We start from the raw sequence: 14,906 nt of genomic DNA, 5'->3' as shown, positions 1-14,906 counted from the left end.
GAATTTATTGGGGATTTTTCGTGCTTACGCTCCATTAACCATAACCGCGGGTTACTTTTCGGAGCTTCACCAAGGGCGCTCTAGCCGCTGGCGCAAAAAGAAAGCGGCGGGGCCGAAGCCCCGCCGCTCTATCCTGCTTGGCGATGTCGTCCGCTTATTAGCGGAGCAGCTGAAGCACGCTCTGCTGAGACTGGTTGGCCAGCGACAGCGCGGAGACCGCGATCGACTGGCGGGTCGACAGCGCCTGGCTATTGGCCGCCTCGACGTTGGTATCGGCCAGCGTCAGGTTGGACGAACCGGTCTGCAGCACGTTGATCAGGTTCTTGTTGAAGTCCTGACGAACCTGCACGATCGTCAGGTTCGAACCGAGGGCCGAGGCTTCCGAACGCAGCGTGCTCGAGGCCGAGTTCAGATTCGTCAGTACCTTGTTGGTCGCGGCGTTGTCGATGAAATCCGCTCCTTGAGTCAGCGCGGCGAGGCCCAGACCCTTGGAGTTGTAGGTCACGCCGGTGATGTTCAGGCTCGACTTGCCGGTCTCGTCGAACACCAGCTTGAGCTGGTCGCCGTTCAGCAGGTTGACGCCGTTGAACGAGGAGTCCTGCGAGGTCGAGTCGATCTGCAGCAGGATGTTGTTGTACTGGTTGACGAGGTTCGAGCGAGACGTCTGGGCAACGCTGTCAGCGATCGGGGTCGAAGCGGTCGAGAAGGTCAGCGAGGTCGTCAGCGTGCCACCGATCGCACCACCCGCAACCGCCGAACCAAGCGTCGAGGACGCGTAGTCGTTGGTCGCGGTGATGGTGAGCAGACCGTTGGCGTCGATCGTGGCAGACAGGTTGTTGGCCTGAAGCTGCGTGTTGAGCTGATCGAGCGTCTTGACCGTGCCGTTGGTGCCGTCGCCGAAGGTGACGTTGACCGCCGCTCCGCTGTTGAAGGAGGTGAAGGTCAAGGTCTTTCCGTTGATGCCGCCGGTGCCGGAGGTACGGGCCGCGGTGAACGCCGAGGACGTACCGGTGTTGCCGGCAAGGCCGAGGGTCTGCAGCGCGTTGCCGGTGCCGGTGATCGACAGGTCGGCATTGACGCCGGTGGACAGCTTGAGCTGGCCGGAGGCGTTGATCGACGAGGCGGTCTGGCCCGAGGCGGTCGCGAGCGTGCCGCCGCCGCTGCCGTTGAGCGTGAAGGTCTGCACGCCCGTTGCGAAGTCGACAGCCTTCAGCGCGTCGGCGATCGTGGCGCTCTGCAGGTACACCGTCGAGTTGCCGTTGCCGTCGGTGACGACGTTGCCGGACACGCCCTGGGTCGAACCCAGCGACGAAGCACCCGGCGTCGGGCCATCCTTGAAGGTGATGACATGGCCGTCGACGTTCAGCGTCGAACCCGACGAGATGAACGACGACAGCGTCGCCGAGCTCGTGGTGCGGGCCGCCGAGACGGTGACGTTGCCAGCACCGGTCGCGGTGGTCAGGCCCAGCTTCTGGAGGATGTCCGCCTTGCCCGACACGCTCAGATCCGAACCGTTCGTGCTCTCGAGGACGAGCGCGCCGCCGCCGCTGACAGACGAGATCGTCTGGCTGCTGTTGACAGTCAGGGTGCCTGCAACGTTGCTCTGCACGCCGCTGGCGAGGTCGATCGCGGTCAGGACGTCGCCCACCGCAGCCTTCGTCGTCGAGCCGAGATAGACGGTCACGTTGCCGGAGGTGTTGTCGGTGTAGACGTTGCCGGTCGTGATACCGGTGGCAGCGACCTTGGTCTGGCCGGTCGGAGCAGTCGTGGGCGCATCACCGGCAGCGAAGGTGATGGTCTTGCCGTTGACGGTGAACGTGTCGCCCGCGGCAACGCCGGCGTTCGCGTCGCCGGCGGCCGCCGTGCCGTTCAGCAGGCTCGCGCCGGTCGTCGCAGCGTTGATGACGGTACCCGTCGTCGCGCCCTGGACGCCGCCCAGCGTGGTGCCGGAAGCAGCAGCGGTCGTGCCGCCCGCGGTGCCCTTGTACAGCACGTTGCTCAGCGCATCCGCACTGGTGTAGCTGGTCGTGCCACGCAGATCCGACGACGTCGCACCTGCGATCGTGGTCGAGACGTTCGACTTCGAGGAGTAACCGACGGTGGTCTGGAGCGCCTGGTTGGCGATCGACTTTGCGCTGTCGATCAGCTTCTGCAGCGAGGTGATACCGGTGTTGGCAGCCTGCAGCACCTGCACGCCGTTGGCGATACCATCGAGCAGATTGTTGATGTCGCTGGCGCGGTTGTCGAGCGACTGCGCGGTGAAGAAGTTGGTCGGATTGTCCAGGGCCGAGTTGACGCTCTTGCCGGTCGACAGGCGGCTCTGGGTGGTGGCGAGAAGATCAGCAGTAGACTGGAGGGAGAGCAGGTTCTGACGAACCGATGAGGAGAGAACAATACCGGACATCGAGTGTTACCCTTCTGGTACGCAACGCAACAAACTTCGATTAGGATTAATCGATGCCGGGACGGTGAACGTAGGTGGCTAACAAAGCATGAAGTGTGTCGCGCTCGACCTTACGTGGATTCACCATATGCGCGCTCGAGCCCGGATCGGGCTCGTCCATATCGTCATGATGGGATGATGCTTTTTCGCGCAGCGACCGGACGTTTGCTACTTGTCAACCATAACTCAGAGTGAGCAATTCGCTGCATTCGAATGCATCGTCTCCATCTCAGCGAGCGGCACCATGATGCCGACGCAAAAAGAAGCGGCGGGGCCGAAGCCCCGCCGCTCTATCCTGCTTGCGATGTTGTCCGCGTATTAGCGGAGCAGCTGAAGCACGCTCTGCTGCGACTGGTTGGCCAGCGACAGCGCGGAGACCGCGATCGACTGGCGGGTCGACAGCGCCTGGCTATTGGCCGCTTCGACGTTGGTATCGGCCAGCGTCAGGTTCGACGAACCGGTCTGCAGCACGTTGATCAGGTTCTTGTTGAAGTCCTGACGAACCTGCACGACCGAAAGGTTCGAACCAAGGCTCGACGCTTCCGAACGCAGCGTGCTCGAAGCCGAGTTCAGGTTCGTCAGCACCTTGTTGGTCGCGGCGTTGTCGATGAAGTCCGAGCCGGTAACCAGCGAGGCCAGGCCCAGACCCTTGGAGTTGTAGGTCACGCCGGTGATGTTGAGGCTGGACTTGCCGGTTTCGTCGAACACCAGCTTGAGCTGGTCGCCGTTCAGCAGGTTGACGCCGTTGAACGAGGAGTCCTGAGAGGTCGAGTCGATCTGGCTCAGGATGTTGTTGTACTGCGAAACCAGATTGGCACGCGCCGTCTGTGCAACGGAGTCCTGGACGGGGCTGGAAGCCGTCGAGAACGTCAGCGACGAGGTCAGCGTGCCGCCGATCGCACCACCCGCGGCGCTCGACCCGATCGTCGAGGACGCGTAGTCGTTGGTGGACGAGATCGTCAGCAGGCCGTTGGCGTCGATCGTGGCAGACAGGTTGTTGGCCTGAAGCTGCGTGTTGAGCTGATCGAGCGTCTTGACCGTGCCGTTGGTGCCGTCGCCGAAGGTGACGTTGACCGCCGCTCCGCTGTTGAAGGAGGTGAAGGTCAAGGTCTTGCCGTTGATGCCGCCGGTGCCGGAGGTACGGGCCGCGGTGAACGCCGAGGACGTACCGGTGTTGCCGGCAAGGCCGAGGGTCTGCAGCGCGTTGCCGGTGCCGGTGATCGACAGGTCGGCATTGACGCCGGTGGACAGCTTGAGCTGGCCGGAGGCGTTGATCGACGAGGCGGTCTGGCCCGAGGCGGTCGCGAGCGTGCCGCCGCCGCTGCCGTTGAGCGTGAAGGTCTGCACGCCCGTTGCGAAGTCGACAGCCTTCAGCGCGTCGGCGATCGTGGCGCTCTGCAGGTACACCGTCGAGTTGCCGTTGCCGTCGGTGACGACGTTGCCGGACACGCCCTGGGTCGAACCCAGCGACGAAGCACCCGGCGTCGGGCCATCCTTGAAGGTGATGACATGGCCGTCGACGTTCAGCGTCGAACCCGACGAGATGAACGACGACAGCGTCGCCGAGCTCGTGGTGCGGGCCGCCGAGACGGTGACGTTGCCAGCACCGGTCGCGGTGGTCAGGCCCAGCTTCTGGAGGATGTCCGCCTTGCCCGACACGCTCAGATCCGAACCGTTCGTGCTCTCGAGGACGAGCGCGCCGCCGCCGCTGACAGACGAGATCGTCTGGCTGCTGTTGACAGTCAGGGTGCCCGCAACGTTGCTCTGCACGCCGCTGGCGAGGTCGATCGCGGTCAGGACGTCGCCCACCGCAGCCTTCGTCGTCGAGCCGAGATAGACGGTCACGTTGCCGGAGGTGTTGTCGGTGTAGACGTTGCCGGTCGTGATACCGGTGGCAGCGACCTTGGTCTGGCCGGTCGGAGCAGTCGTGGGCGCATCACCGGCAGCGAAGGTGATGGTCTTGCCGTTGACGGTGAACGTGTCGCCCGCGGCAACGCCGGCGTTCGCGTCGCCGGCGGCCGCCGTGCCGTTCAGCAGGCTCGCGCCGGTCGTCGCAGCGTTGATGACGGTACCCGTCGTCGCGCCCTGGACGCCGCCCAGCGTGGTGCCGGAAGCAGCAGCGGTCGTGCCGCCCGCGGTGCCCTTGTACAGCACGTTGCTCAGCGCATCCGCACTGGTGTAGCTGGTCGTGCCACGCAGATCCGACGACGTCGCACCTGCGATCGTGGTCGAGACGTTCGACTTCGAGGAGTAACCGACGGTGGTCTGCAGCGCCTGGTTGGCGATCGACTTTGCGCTGTCGACCAGCTTCTGCAGCGAGGTGATACCGGTGTTGGCAGCCTGCAGCACCTGCACGCCGTTACCGATGTTGTCGAGCAGGTTGTTGATGTCGCTGGCGCGGTTGTCGAGCGACTGTGCGGTGAAGAAGTTGGTCGGATTGTCCAGCGCCGAGTTGACGCTCTTGCCGGTCGCCAGACGGTTCTGGGTGGTGGCGAGAAGATCAGCGGTCGACTGGAGGGAGAGGAGGTTCTGACGAACCGAGGCGGAGAGAACGATACCGGACATACTGTGTTACCTTTCTGGTAAACGACGCTTACTGTTACGCGTCTGCTTGGATCTTGATCGATCCAGCGACCGGCGGACCGTGGCGCCGAGAATCTAACGAAGCATGAAATGAAATCGGCGCTTTCGCTGAGTCGCGGCGCGATTCGGCCAATCTGCGGACCAGCGACTCTGCCGCGCCGGGCGATTTCAGCATTGAAATAATTGAGCTTTTCCGCAGCCGCGGCCGGGATTCACAACTCGTTAACTAATGTTGATGGAGTATTGCGCCTTGAACCGCCGCAACCCACGCTCGGTTACGAAAGCGTTGATGGAGAACAGGCATGGCCCTCAAGGTCGAGCTCAGGCCGCACGAACGCATCATTGTCGGTAACTGCGTGATTACCAACACCGACCAGCGCGCCCGCCTTCTGATCGACGGCGAGAACGTGCCGATCCTGCGCGAGCGCGACATCCTCACGCCCGAGACCGCCAATACGCCGGCCAAGCTGGTCTATCTGGCAGTGCAGCTGATGTACATTTCGCCGGACCCGCAGACCCAGCACGGCACCTATTTCAATCTGGTGCGCGACATCGTCACCGCCGTGCCGAGCTCCTGGCCGATCATCGAGGGCATCAACAACAACATCCTGAACGGCGACCTCTACCGGGCGCTGAAGGATGCCCGCAAGCTGATCGCCTATGAAGAGAAGCTGCGGGACCAGTACAACGCCGCGCATCCCGAGGGCGAAGTCAGCTCAGCTGCCTGATCTGAAGACCCGCGCAAACGACAACGGCCCCGGATGATCTCCGGGGCCGTTGTCGTTTCAGTCCAGTGCGGTCACTGCGCCGCGAGCGACGGCGCCTCGACCTCGATCAATCCGTCTCCGGTCCGCCGCGCACCGAACGCGAGCACGGCCGACACCAGGGCGTCGACATCCGTCTCATCGGTGCGATGATTGACGATCGCGGCGCGGATCGCGAACTTTCCGTCCAGCGTCGTGCTCGACGGCGCAGCGATACCGGACTCCTGAACATCGGCGACGATCTCGCGATTGACCGCATCATCGGCGCGGTAGCGGAAACAAACGATGTTGAGGTTGACGGGCGCGAGCAATTCAAGCCGCGGCTCGGCGAGCACGCGCACTTCGAGATATTTTGCGATCGCGCAGCTTCGCGCGATCACCGCCCCCAGCCGATCGGTGCCGAACGTCTTCAGCGTGAACCAGGTCTTGAGCGCACGAAAACCGCGCGACAGATCGGGCCCGAGATCGCAAGGCCACACGGCGCCGGCCGCAAGTCCCCTCGCCTCGCGGCTCAGATAGGCCGCCGGCTGCGCAAAGGCCTGCCGATGCGAATCGCCGTCGCGTACCAGGAGGAAGCCGGCGTCGTAAGGGACCTGGCCCCATTTGTGGAAGTCGAGGGCGATCGAATCGGCAAGCTCGATGCCGTCGAGCAGCGGCGCGAGCTCGGGCGAGAAGATCGCGAGCGCGCCGAAGGCGCCGTCGACGTGAAACCAGATCCCCTCCTCTCGGCACAAATCCGCGATCGCCTTGAGATCGTCGATGGCGCCGATGTCCACCGTGCCGGCAGAAGCTGTGACCAGGAACGGTTTGAAGCCGACATCACGATCGATCGCGATCCGCGCGCGCAACGCGGCGACGTCGATACGATGATCGGCATCGACTTCGATCTTGCGCAGCGCATCGGTGCCGAACCCGGCAATGTCCATTGCCCTCGAGATGCAGCCATGCGCCGCCTTCGACGCATAGGCCGTGAGCATCGCACCATCATTGCCGATGCCGTGCTGTCGCGCCAGCGCGCCGAGCGCATTCGCGCGCGCCACCAGCACCGCCATCAGATTGGCCATCGAGGTGCCGGTAACGAAGATGCCGCTCGCACCTTGCGGGAAGCCGAACAGGCCGCGCATCCAGTCGACGATCTGCCGCTCGACCTCGATCGGCATGTGATCGCGTCCGCCGAGATTGGCATTGAGGCCAGCTGCGAGCATCTCTGCGAGCATGCCGACCGCGGTGCCGCCGCCATGCACCCAGCCCATGAAGCCGGGATGAACGTTGCCCGTCGCGTAGGGCGCGACGTGCTCGGAGAATTCGCGATAGACCTCGGCGAGATCGGTCGCCGCGCGCGGTACGCCGGTTCGGACCGCCGCACGAACCTCGTCGGGAATTGGCTGCCAGACGGGGCGCGCGCGAACATCGGCGATGCCATCGATCGCCTCATCCAGCATGCGATGGGCGAGCGCGCGGAACTCGCTCCAATCCTGCGGATCGAGCGAGGTGCCCGCGATGGCTGCTTGCGTGTTTCGGATGATCTCGTTCACGCGGCGCCTGCCTCTTCGCTTGCCTTGGCGTGTCGCGACAGCATCGCCGTGAACGCGGCAAAGATCTTGCGCATCTGCGGCGGCTTGTACGGAAACACCACCGGCGAATCCATGTTGTGCACGACGGCGGTGTTGTCGGCCTCGAACACCAGAAGCTCGCCGTTCTGGTTTTCGGCGCAATCGACGATGAAATAATCGAGACCGACGCGCTTGCTCATCTCGTCGAGCGCATTTTTGTGACGCGCCGCGAAAGCGTGGTCGAAGTCGAGCATGAAGATGGCTTCTTCAGCCCGCTTCTCCTCGCTGAACGCCATGTAGGCGTTGAGATACCAGATGTCCCAGCGATCGGCGATCGCCATGTGGCAGGCGTAAGGTTTGCCGTCGACCATGGTCAAACGATATTTGCGATAGAGTCCGTCGGGGCTCGCATAGTCGACGAAGCGCGCGACGAAGAAGTCCTGCTCTTCGCGTTCGGCGAGGTAGGCCGCGAGCGCCGGCGCATCGTCGAGCTTCGCGAGCCCGACCCCGGCATGCGTGCCGCGCGGCCGCGCAATCATCGGAAAGTGCAGCTCGCTTGCGATGTCCTCGCAAGTGGTCAGCCCCTTCAAGAGATCCGACAGCTGCGCGCGCGTCGCATGGATCGTCGCGGGAATGTCGAGCCCTGGAATGCCCATCAGCAGTCGATACAGCTTGTCGCGATCGAGGTTGCCGACGAGCTCGGGGCGATTGAGCAGCGGCCGCGGCCAATGCGGCGCAGCCTGTTCGATGACGGCGAGCGCCTGCCGGCACTCCTCGGAATCGGACGCAACCACGATGGCGACGTCGTGCTCCGGCAGTTGCTCGGGCAGACCGACGCCGTCGACCACATAGAGCGTCAGCAGCTCGATGTCGGAATCCTCGAGCAGAAACTCGATTGGCGTGTTGCCGCCCATATCGATCGCGGCCGCAAGCGCGAGAACGCGCAGGCGCGGCTTCTCGACCGCGCACGGCGAGCGAAACAGCAGGTTAAAGGTGAGCACCTCCGCCTGTATCGCGAGGCCCGCCTGCTTGTCGCCGAGAAGCTGGACGATCAGCGACAGATCGAGCCCCTCGCCCGCATGCGCCTTGCCTTCGGAAATCTTGGCAATGAGGTGGTCACGCAACGGCTGCAGATCCACGCCCTCGAATGCCTGACGCGTCAACTGCGCAAAGCCGATCCGCTCGGCATACGGGGCCGCAATGGTAGCGATCGGCGATCGAACTGGATGTTGCATTTCAAACCCCGAGGACAGGCGTATTCGGCGATACCGCGCCGGCGGCACGGTCGAGCAGCAGTTCGATCTTCACCATGACATGGGCGATTTGGTCGAGTACATGCTGAAGATTGCGTCGCGCTTGCGCCTCGTCCGCGGACCAGGCTTCGGTCACGAGCCGTGCGCCGGCGCACAACCGCAGCGCCGCCAGCGGTGCATGATCCGGCCGCTCCAGCCGCACCGGCTGGCCGACGAGACAGCGTTGCGCGGCAACCTGCCGGTCTGCCGGGCTGCTATCGATGCCATCGTTCATGTCGCGCGCCAGCGCACGATGCACGGCGCTGGTGTCGGCGATGGAGACCGGCTTGCCGTCACGCAGCAGCGTGAACGGAAAGATCGTAGACTGCGCGAATTCCTCGTCATCCACGCCGGCCTTGTCCCATGCGGTCGGAACGGCCCGCAGCGACGGCGACAACGCGATCATGCTGTCGATGCCGGCCGCAAGCTCGGCCATCGCCTTGGCGCGGAATACTCCGGGCACGGAATAGTAGCTGCCGATCTCCGCGAGCGCCGCCTCCCAGCGCAGCCATTGACCGAAATTCGGCCGGCGCTCGAAGCGCGAGCGCAGCGACGTCCACGCCATCGGCCAGTCGCTGCGACCCGCATAGTCGAAGAAGCCCGGCGCGATCTCGCCAACCTTGTCGAGCGACCGGCACAGCCCTTTCGGCACCAGCAGCGCGCCGCTGAAAGCGGGGCCACCAAAGAATTTCGAGCCGGTGACGAGCACCATGTAGCCGCGATCGAGATAGGATCGCAGCCGCCGGCGCCCAAGCCGCGCCTGGCAGGCATCGACGACGATCTGGACCTTGCCGGGCCAGCGCCGCGCGATCACGTCGAGGCAGGCCGCACTGGGCGCGCGCCAGCCAAGCTTTGACGAATCCATGATCTGCAGCAAGACGCGCCGACCTTGCGCGAGGCTGGTCTCGACCGCCCGCAGCACCGCAGCATCCGCATCCGCGCGCATCGCAATGTCGGACGCGGCGCCCAGCAGCGGCACCGCGATGCTGTCGCTGGCCAGCCCCGCGACCGCGCCGTCCTTGCGCACCGCAAAGCCGCTCGCCGTCATCGCGCTGAAATGGTGGCCGCGCGCGGTGTGCGCGGTCCCGCTTCCGGTCTGGTCGGCGCCGACCACGATCGTCACCGGCAGCGCGCCGAGTGCGATGCGCGCCAGGAAAAGGGCGTGAAGCTGGGAATCGGTGCCGGACGGCGAGAACACGATGTCGACGCGCGGCGGGAGCTGGAGGTGACCGCGCAATTCGTCGCGCATGTCCTCGCAGCGCCTGTCGAAGGCGATTTCGACCTCGTCGAACAGCGATTTGTGGACCAGCTCTTCGCGCGCCAGCGCGGCGCGGTCATAGGCGGCTTGCGAGATCGCCGATGCGGTCGACGATGCGAAATTCCAGATCTCGGGCTCGGGCGACGGCGCGCAGCCATAGGCGTTGACGCTGGTCTGCGGATCGAGCGCCAGCCGCTGATCTCCGCCGGAGACAAGCAGCGTATCCAGCGGTGTGAAGAGATCGCGCAGGCGGTAGCGCGAGCCGCCGTCGGACGCTCGCTCGATATCTGACAGACGGGATGCGCCGGCGCTCATCCCGAGAGCCTCACGCCGCATCGGCCGCAGCCGCAGGTGCCGGCGCGAATTGCGAGGCGATATCGCCGTGGAACACCGAAGGCCCGACGTGGTCGAGCGAGCTCTGGATATCGGCCCAGATCTCGCCGCCGATATCGGTCCAGCGCTTACAGAAGGCGAAGTCTTCGGAGAGGTAAGTGCCGGTCACCGCATCGATCATGCATTCGAACAGCGCGAACCGGTTCTGGCTCGTCGCCAGCGTATCGTGCGAATGCTCGCGGAAGAACTGCAAGTTCGCATAATTCGGATGGCGGCACATCGCTTCCAGCGCCTGGCGCCGGATCATCAGGAAGCCGGTGCCGGCATAGCGCGCGCGGGTGAAGCCGTTGACCACCACGATGCGGTCGGGATCCTCGATCTCGAGCACGTAGTCGAGCGAGGCCGCCGGTACGTCAGCCCGGCCGGACTGGATCGCCCGCTTCGCCTTGTCCCAGTTGACGCGCTTGATCGGATAACACCCGGCGACGACATCCGCCCCGGATTCGATCAGCCGAAACACCTGCTCCGGCTTGAATCCGATGTCGGCATCGATGAACAGGAAATGCGTCGCCTTGGGATCGTCCAGAAACAGCGTGACCAGATTGGCCCGCGCACGCGTGATCAGCGCATCGCCGTCCCGCAAGTGCACCTTAAGCTCGAGATTGGACATGCCGTGCACGGCGCGCTGGAGCGCGAAGATCGAGCTCGCATAAATCGTCGACACCTGCCCGCCGAAGCACGGCGTGGCCACCACCAATTGCACCTTGTCCGACATCGACGGCTCCGCCCCGCTCAAATCCTCTCCAAGAGGTAAAGAGGCATGGTTAACGGCGCCTTAATGCGCCCCCTAGAGGTACTTGACGAGCGAGAGGTCCGCGAGCTTGGCGGTAGTCTGGTAGGACGCCTGCAGCGCATTCTGAAGTGACAGGATTTCGCTCGCGACCTGGTCCGGAGCAGCCGACTCCGCCTGATCGACGATGTTCTGAAGCTGCGCCTTGGCCTGGGTCTGGCGCGTGGACGCATCCTTCATCGTGTTCTGGGCCATCGCGATGTCGGTCTGGATGTCCTCGATCTTCTGCTGCCCGGGCTGCGGCGTCAGCGCTTGCGTCGTGCGAAGACTCAGCGCCGCGACCTGCGCGCCCGAATATTGCCCGGTCGGCGAGGTCGAGAACGTGCCGTACACGGCAACCGCCTGCAACTGCTTGCGGATCGCATCCTCGTCGGCCTGAGCGCCATATTGCACCGTGACGGAATCGTCGACCCTTGCCACGGCGGTCGAGCGCGGCGAACCGGGCCCGTCATTGCCGGTGTACCATTTCACGGTATTGGCCGAGCCGTTCACCAGCGTCGTCGCCGAGCTCGCAGGCGTTGAGCCGACGCGCAGCGGCGGCTGCGTGGCGGTGATCGGCGACGAGGCGAAGCCGAGTGCGCCCAATGCGGCGGTCGCGCCCGGCGTCGAGCCCGAGATGCTCAGGCTCGCCGCGTCGTCGGTGTTGATCGTGATCGAGCCGCCATGGATCGTCGACGGCTTCGAGGTGCCCGTGATGGAGTCGATCTTGCTCATCAGGGTCTGGATGCTGTCGCCAACGTTGAGCTGGTTGCCGGTCGCGCCCGAGGCGACAAAGCTCAGCGTGGTGCCGTTGACGGTGATGGTATCGCCGGCGGAGAAGCCCGGCGCAATCGAGTTCGAGGGCGCCGTGCCGGACAGTGCGGTGGTCCCGCTGATCGGTGCCGCTGGAGTCGCCTGGTTGGTCTTGGCAGCGCCGATCGCCGAACCATCCGTGTTGAAGAAATTGTCACCGGCCGCCACGGCGGATGCCGCCACCAGCGAGGTGTTGGCGAGCTTCGTGATCGCGGTGTTCAGCGCGGTGTTGAGGTTCGACGTCGTGATGGCTGGGTTGGGTGCTACCACCGGAACGACATTGGGGTTGCCGGGATCGATCGCAAAGCTCCCGACCGGGGTCGGCGTCGCGGTCGAGGCGGTCAGGTCGATCTGCTCGGTCGAGCCGTCCGGCAGCGTGAACTGAACGCTGAGCTTGTCGCCGTTGCTCGGGTTGACGCCGTTGAGATTGACCGAGAACGACACCGGCGAACCGCTCGGGCCGGTCACGGTCGCGCCGGTCAACGTCGAGGAGACCGCCGCAATTTTCAGCCCGAACGGCGAGGTCGCGGAATCTTCCGCCACGTTGATCACGCCCGCTGTCAGCGACTGGTTCAGCCGCCCCATACCATTGGCACCGAGGTCGGCGGCCTGGCGTTCGGCCATGACGGTCTTCAGGCCCGCCTGCGTGGTGGTGCCGTTGATGATATCGCCGGCGTTGGCGACCGACTGCGTGTTGTAGGCGGTCCCGGAGAACAGATAGCGGTTGCCCGACTGCGTGTTGAGGACGCCGACCATCGAGCCGAACTGGGCGGCCGCGGTGTTCTGCGCGACCGTCTGCCCGTTGACGTTGAGATCCTGCGAGCTCGTGGCGGAGCCCGTCTGCACCGTGTTGCGGATCGTCGTCAGCGACTGCAGCGCGGTGTTGGCGAGGTTGATGTTGACGTTGACGTTGGTCATCGTGTCGGTATAGGCGGCGATGTTCGAAAGCTGCGAGCGCGAGGCGATCGCAAAGCCTTCGTTGGTGCCCATGCCGGAATAGTTCTGCGACAGCTTGCCGGTCGAGAGCTGCGTCGACAGGTCGGTGAGCTGCTGATTGATGTTGCGGACCTGCGCGCCGAGGACCGACGAGGAATAGTTGATGCTGCTGATCGACATGTTTCAGAGCCCTGTACTGGTTACACTTGAGCCTGGAGCAACGTGGTCATCATGCTCTGCACCACCGACATGACGTGGGCGTTGGCGGCATAGGCATTCTGGAGCTGGATTAAGTTCGACATCTCGGAGTCCAGGTTGACGCTGGCGGTCGAGTTGAACTTGGCCTGGAGCGTCGAGACCACGACGCTCTGGCCCTGCTGGAGCTGGGTCGCCTGGGTCGAGGCGTTGCCCTGCACGCTCAGGAACTGCTGGAGGTAGTTCGAGACGCTGCCGGTGAACGGCTGGCTCGCCGAACCGAGACCGGTCTGCGGCGAATAGGAGTACACACCCGTAGTGAGCTGCGAATAGAGATAGTCCGAGCGCGTGGTATCGCCCGTGGGCGTCACCGGCGAGGTGCTGTAGACCGACAGCTTGGTCGGATCGGTGGTGAGCTGTGTGTTCACGGCGATGCGGCCGGCAAGACCGGTCATCTGCGAACCCGATGCGGTGATCGCGCCGGTGTAGAGCGCCTGACCGCCGTCGGTGAACAGCGGCAGCTGCGGACTGCCCGAGGTCAGCGACGAGATCGTCTTGGTGGCCGACGCCGAATTGACCTTGGCGAGGCCGGAATTGTCGTCGGTGACGCGCAGCGTCGTCGCGGTGGCAGGCGACGGGGCCGCGGAGAACGTCAGGTGCGAGCCGGAGAGCGCGGTGTTGAGCGCCGAGGCAATCGCGCCCATGCCGCCGGAAAAATTGACGCCGATCTGCATCGGGTTCGCGTTGGTGGCGTTCTGGAGCGGCAGGGCCGCCGGATCGGTCACGTTGACCAGCGTGACCTGGCGCTGCGTGTTGGTGGAGTCGGTATAGGTCAGGTTGACGGTGTTGCCCGGCTGCGCACCGGCAAGATCGACGTCGAAGCCGGCGGGCGGGCCGGAGACCGTGCTGCCGGCCGTGGTCTTGTCAGACAGCGCGCTCGACATCGTCGCGGCGAGCTGGTCGACCTGGGTCTGCGCCTGCACCAGCGTCTGGTCGCGCAGCTTCAGGTCCGCCGCGATCTGGCCGGAGGAGACCACGTTATTGCTAGCGACGTCGATCGACGAGCCGTTCGGCAGCTTGATGTTGAGCGCCCCGACGCCGGATTTGGCCGGATCAATGTTGTAGAGCGAGGTCGCCGAGAGCGCGCCGGCGGAAGAGAAAGTGAATTGCGAGGCGAGCCCTGCGCCGACGAGCTGAATGCCGGTGGTGGTGTAGATGTTGGCCTGGTTCGATCCATCGGTGGTGACGCGGACGTCGACATATTTCGACAGCGAGTTGATCGCCTGGTCGCGCTGGTCCATCAGCGTTGCCGCGGACGGATCGGTCGAAGCTAGGCCCTGTAGCTTGGTGTTGATGTCGGCGATCTGGCTCATCGCCGCGTTGGCCTGCTGCGCCGAGGTGCCGAGATCCTGCTCGACATTGGAGCGCAGCGACTGGATGCCCTTGGTGGTGACGTTGAGCTGCGTCGCCAGCGCCTGCGCGGCGCCGACCGCGACCGTCTGCGCCGACGACGAGCCCGCGCTCGTGGACAGCGCCTGCAACGAGCTGGTGAAATTGTTCAGCGCGGTTTCGAGCGTGCCGCTGCCGCCGGGGTTGCCATACACATTCTGAAGCTGCTTCAGAATGTTGGCCGTCTGGTCGGCGTAGCCGCTGCCGCCGGTCTCGGTGCGGAGCTGGTTCAGCACATAGCTGTCGATGTCCCGGCTGACGCCGGTCGTCTTCGCCGTCGAGCCGAAGTCACCGGTGGTGACTTCGATCTGGTTCGGCGTCTGGGCGACGTAACCCGGCGTCTGCGAGTTTGCGACGTTCGACGAGACGATCGACAGCGCAGCCTGGTTGGCGCGCAGACCGCTCATCGCACTGGCAAGGGCTGAACTCAAACCCATGTTGACTAGCCGCCTTTGGTT

The 14,906-nt window shown here is 64.6% G+C and carries 9 protein-coding genes; 1 reads left to right on the top strand and 8 read right to left on the bottom strand.

What is annotated here, in order from left to right; translation table 11 throughout:
- Positions 1 to 157: 157 nt before the first annotated feature.
- Positions 158 to 2,404 carry a DUF1522 domain-containing protein gene (locus ACPPVR_RS14680; RefSeq protein WP_426614903.1) on the bottom strand — a complete coding sequence of 749 codons (2,247 nt, stop codon included), beginning with the start codon at positions 2,402 to 2,404 and terminating at the stop codon, positions 158 to 160.
- Between the two features lie 357 nt (positions 2,405 to 2,761).
- Positions 2,762 to 5,008 carry a DUF1522 domain-containing protein gene (locus ACPPVR_RS14675; RefSeq protein WP_426614902.1) on the bottom strand — a complete coding sequence of 749 codons (2,247 nt, stop codon included), beginning with the start codon at positions 5,006 to 5,008 and terminating at the stop codon, positions 2,762 to 2,764.
- Between the two features lie 320 nt (positions 5,009 to 5,328).
- Here ACPPVR_RS14675 and flbT point away from each other — a divergent pair, with 320 nt between their 5' ends.
- The gene (flbT, locus tag ACPPVR_RS14670; protein WP_426614901.1) at positions 5,329 to 5,754 is read left to right on the top strand and encodes a flagellar biosynthesis repressor FlbT; all 426 of its coding nucleotides are present in this window, start codon (positions 5,329 to 5,331) and stop codon (positions 5,752 to 5,754) included.
- A 71-nt stretch (positions 5,755 to 5,825) separates the two neighbouring features.
- Here flbT and ACPPVR_RS14665 read toward each other — a convergent pair whose 3' ends face one another.
- The 6 genes from ACPPVR_RS14665 to flgK all read right to left on the bottom strand — a co-directional run bounded on the left by ACPPVR_RS14665 (position 5,826) and on the right by flgK (position 14,885).
- Positions 5,826 to 7,325: a pyridoxal phosphate-dependent decarboxylase family protein gene (locus ACPPVR_RS14665; protein WP_426614900.1), complete on the bottom strand. Its 1,500-nt coding sequence runs from the start codon at positions 7,323 to 7,325 to the stop codon at positions 5,826 to 5,828.
- Positions 7,322 to 8,578, bottom strand: coding sequence for an ATP-grasp domain-containing protein (locus ACPPVR_RS14660; RefSeq protein ID WP_426614899.1), 1,257 nt, complete (start codon positions 8,576 to 8,578; stop codon positions 7,322 to 7,324). The genes ACPPVR_RS14665 and ACPPVR_RS14660 overlap by 4 nt, the downstream gene beginning before the upstream one ends.
- Before the next feature lies 1 nt (position 8,579).
- Complete coding sequence (locus ACPPVR_RS14655) at positions 8,580 to 10,229, bottom strand: hypothetical protein (RefSeq protein WP_426614898.1); 1,650 nt, start codon at positions 10,227 to 10,229, stop codon at positions 8,580 to 8,582.
- Complete coding sequence (locus ACPPVR_RS14650) at positions 10,219 to 11,001, bottom strand: hypothetical protein (protein WP_426614897.1); 783 nt, start codon at positions 10,999 to 11,001, stop codon at positions 10,219 to 10,221. The genes ACPPVR_RS14655 and ACPPVR_RS14650 overlap by 11 nt, the downstream gene beginning before the upstream one ends.
- Before the next feature lie 72 nt (positions 11,002 to 11,073).
- The gene (locus ACPPVR_RS14645) at positions 11,074 to 12,984 is read right to left on the bottom strand and encodes a flagellar protein (protein ID WP_426614896.1); all 1,911 of its coding nucleotides are present in this window, start codon (positions 12,982 to 12,984) and stop codon (positions 11,074 to 11,076) included.
- 20 nt (positions 12,985 to 13,004) lie between these two features.
- Positions 13,005 to 14,885 carry a flagellar hook-associated protein FlgK gene (gene flgK / locus ACPPVR_RS14640; RefSeq protein WP_426614895.1) on the bottom strand — a complete coding sequence of 627 codons (1,881 nt, stop codon included), beginning with the start codon at positions 14,883 to 14,885 and terminating at the stop codon, positions 13,005 to 13,007.
- Positions 14,886 to 14,906: the final 21 nt, after the last annotated feature.

It is taken from the genome of Bradyrhizobium sp. McL0616 (genome assembly GCF_049993385.1).
Lineage (GTDB): Bacteria > Pseudomonadota > Alphaproteobacteria > Rhizobiales > Xanthobacteraceae > Bradyrhizobium.
Note: the sequence above shows the minus strand (reverse complement) of the source record. Positions and strands in the feature narration are given on the sequence as shown.

Excerpts from the sequence above, each read along its gene's own strand:
- flbT (WP_426614901.1), top strand. The coding sequence starts at position 5,329 with ATGGCCCTCAAGGTCGAGCTCAGGCCGCACGAACGCATCATTGTCGGT.
- ACPPVR_RS14645 (WP_426614896.1), bottom strand. The coding sequence starts at position 12,984 with ATGTCGATCAGCAGCATCAACTATTCCTCGTCGGTCCTCGGCGCGCAG.
- ACPPVR_RS14680 (WP_426614903.1), bottom strand. The coding sequence starts at position 2,404 with ATGTCCGGTATTGTTCTCTCCTCATCGGTTCGTCAGAACCTGCTCTCC.
- ACPPVR_RS14660 (WP_426614899.1), bottom strand. The coding sequence starts at position 8,578 with ATGCAACATCCAGTTCGATCGCCGATCGCTACCATTGCGGCCCCGTAT.
- ACPPVR_RS14650 (WP_426614897.1), bottom strand. The coding sequence starts at position 11,001 with ATGTCGGACAAGGTGCAATTGGTGGTGGCCACGCCGTGCTTCGGCGGG.
- ACPPVR_RS14655 (WP_426614898.1), bottom strand. The coding sequence starts at position 10,229 with ATGCGGCGTGAGGCTCTCGGGATGAGCGCCGGCGCATCCCGTCTGTCA.
- ACPPVR_RS14675 (WP_426614902.1), bottom strand. The coding sequence starts at position 5,008 with ATGTCCGGTATCGTTCTCTCCGCCTCGGTTCGTCAGAACCTCCTCTCC.
- flgK (WP_426614895.1), bottom strand. The coding sequence starts at position 14,885 with ATGGGTTTGAGTTCAGCCCTTGCCAGTGCGATGAGCGGTCTGCGCGCC.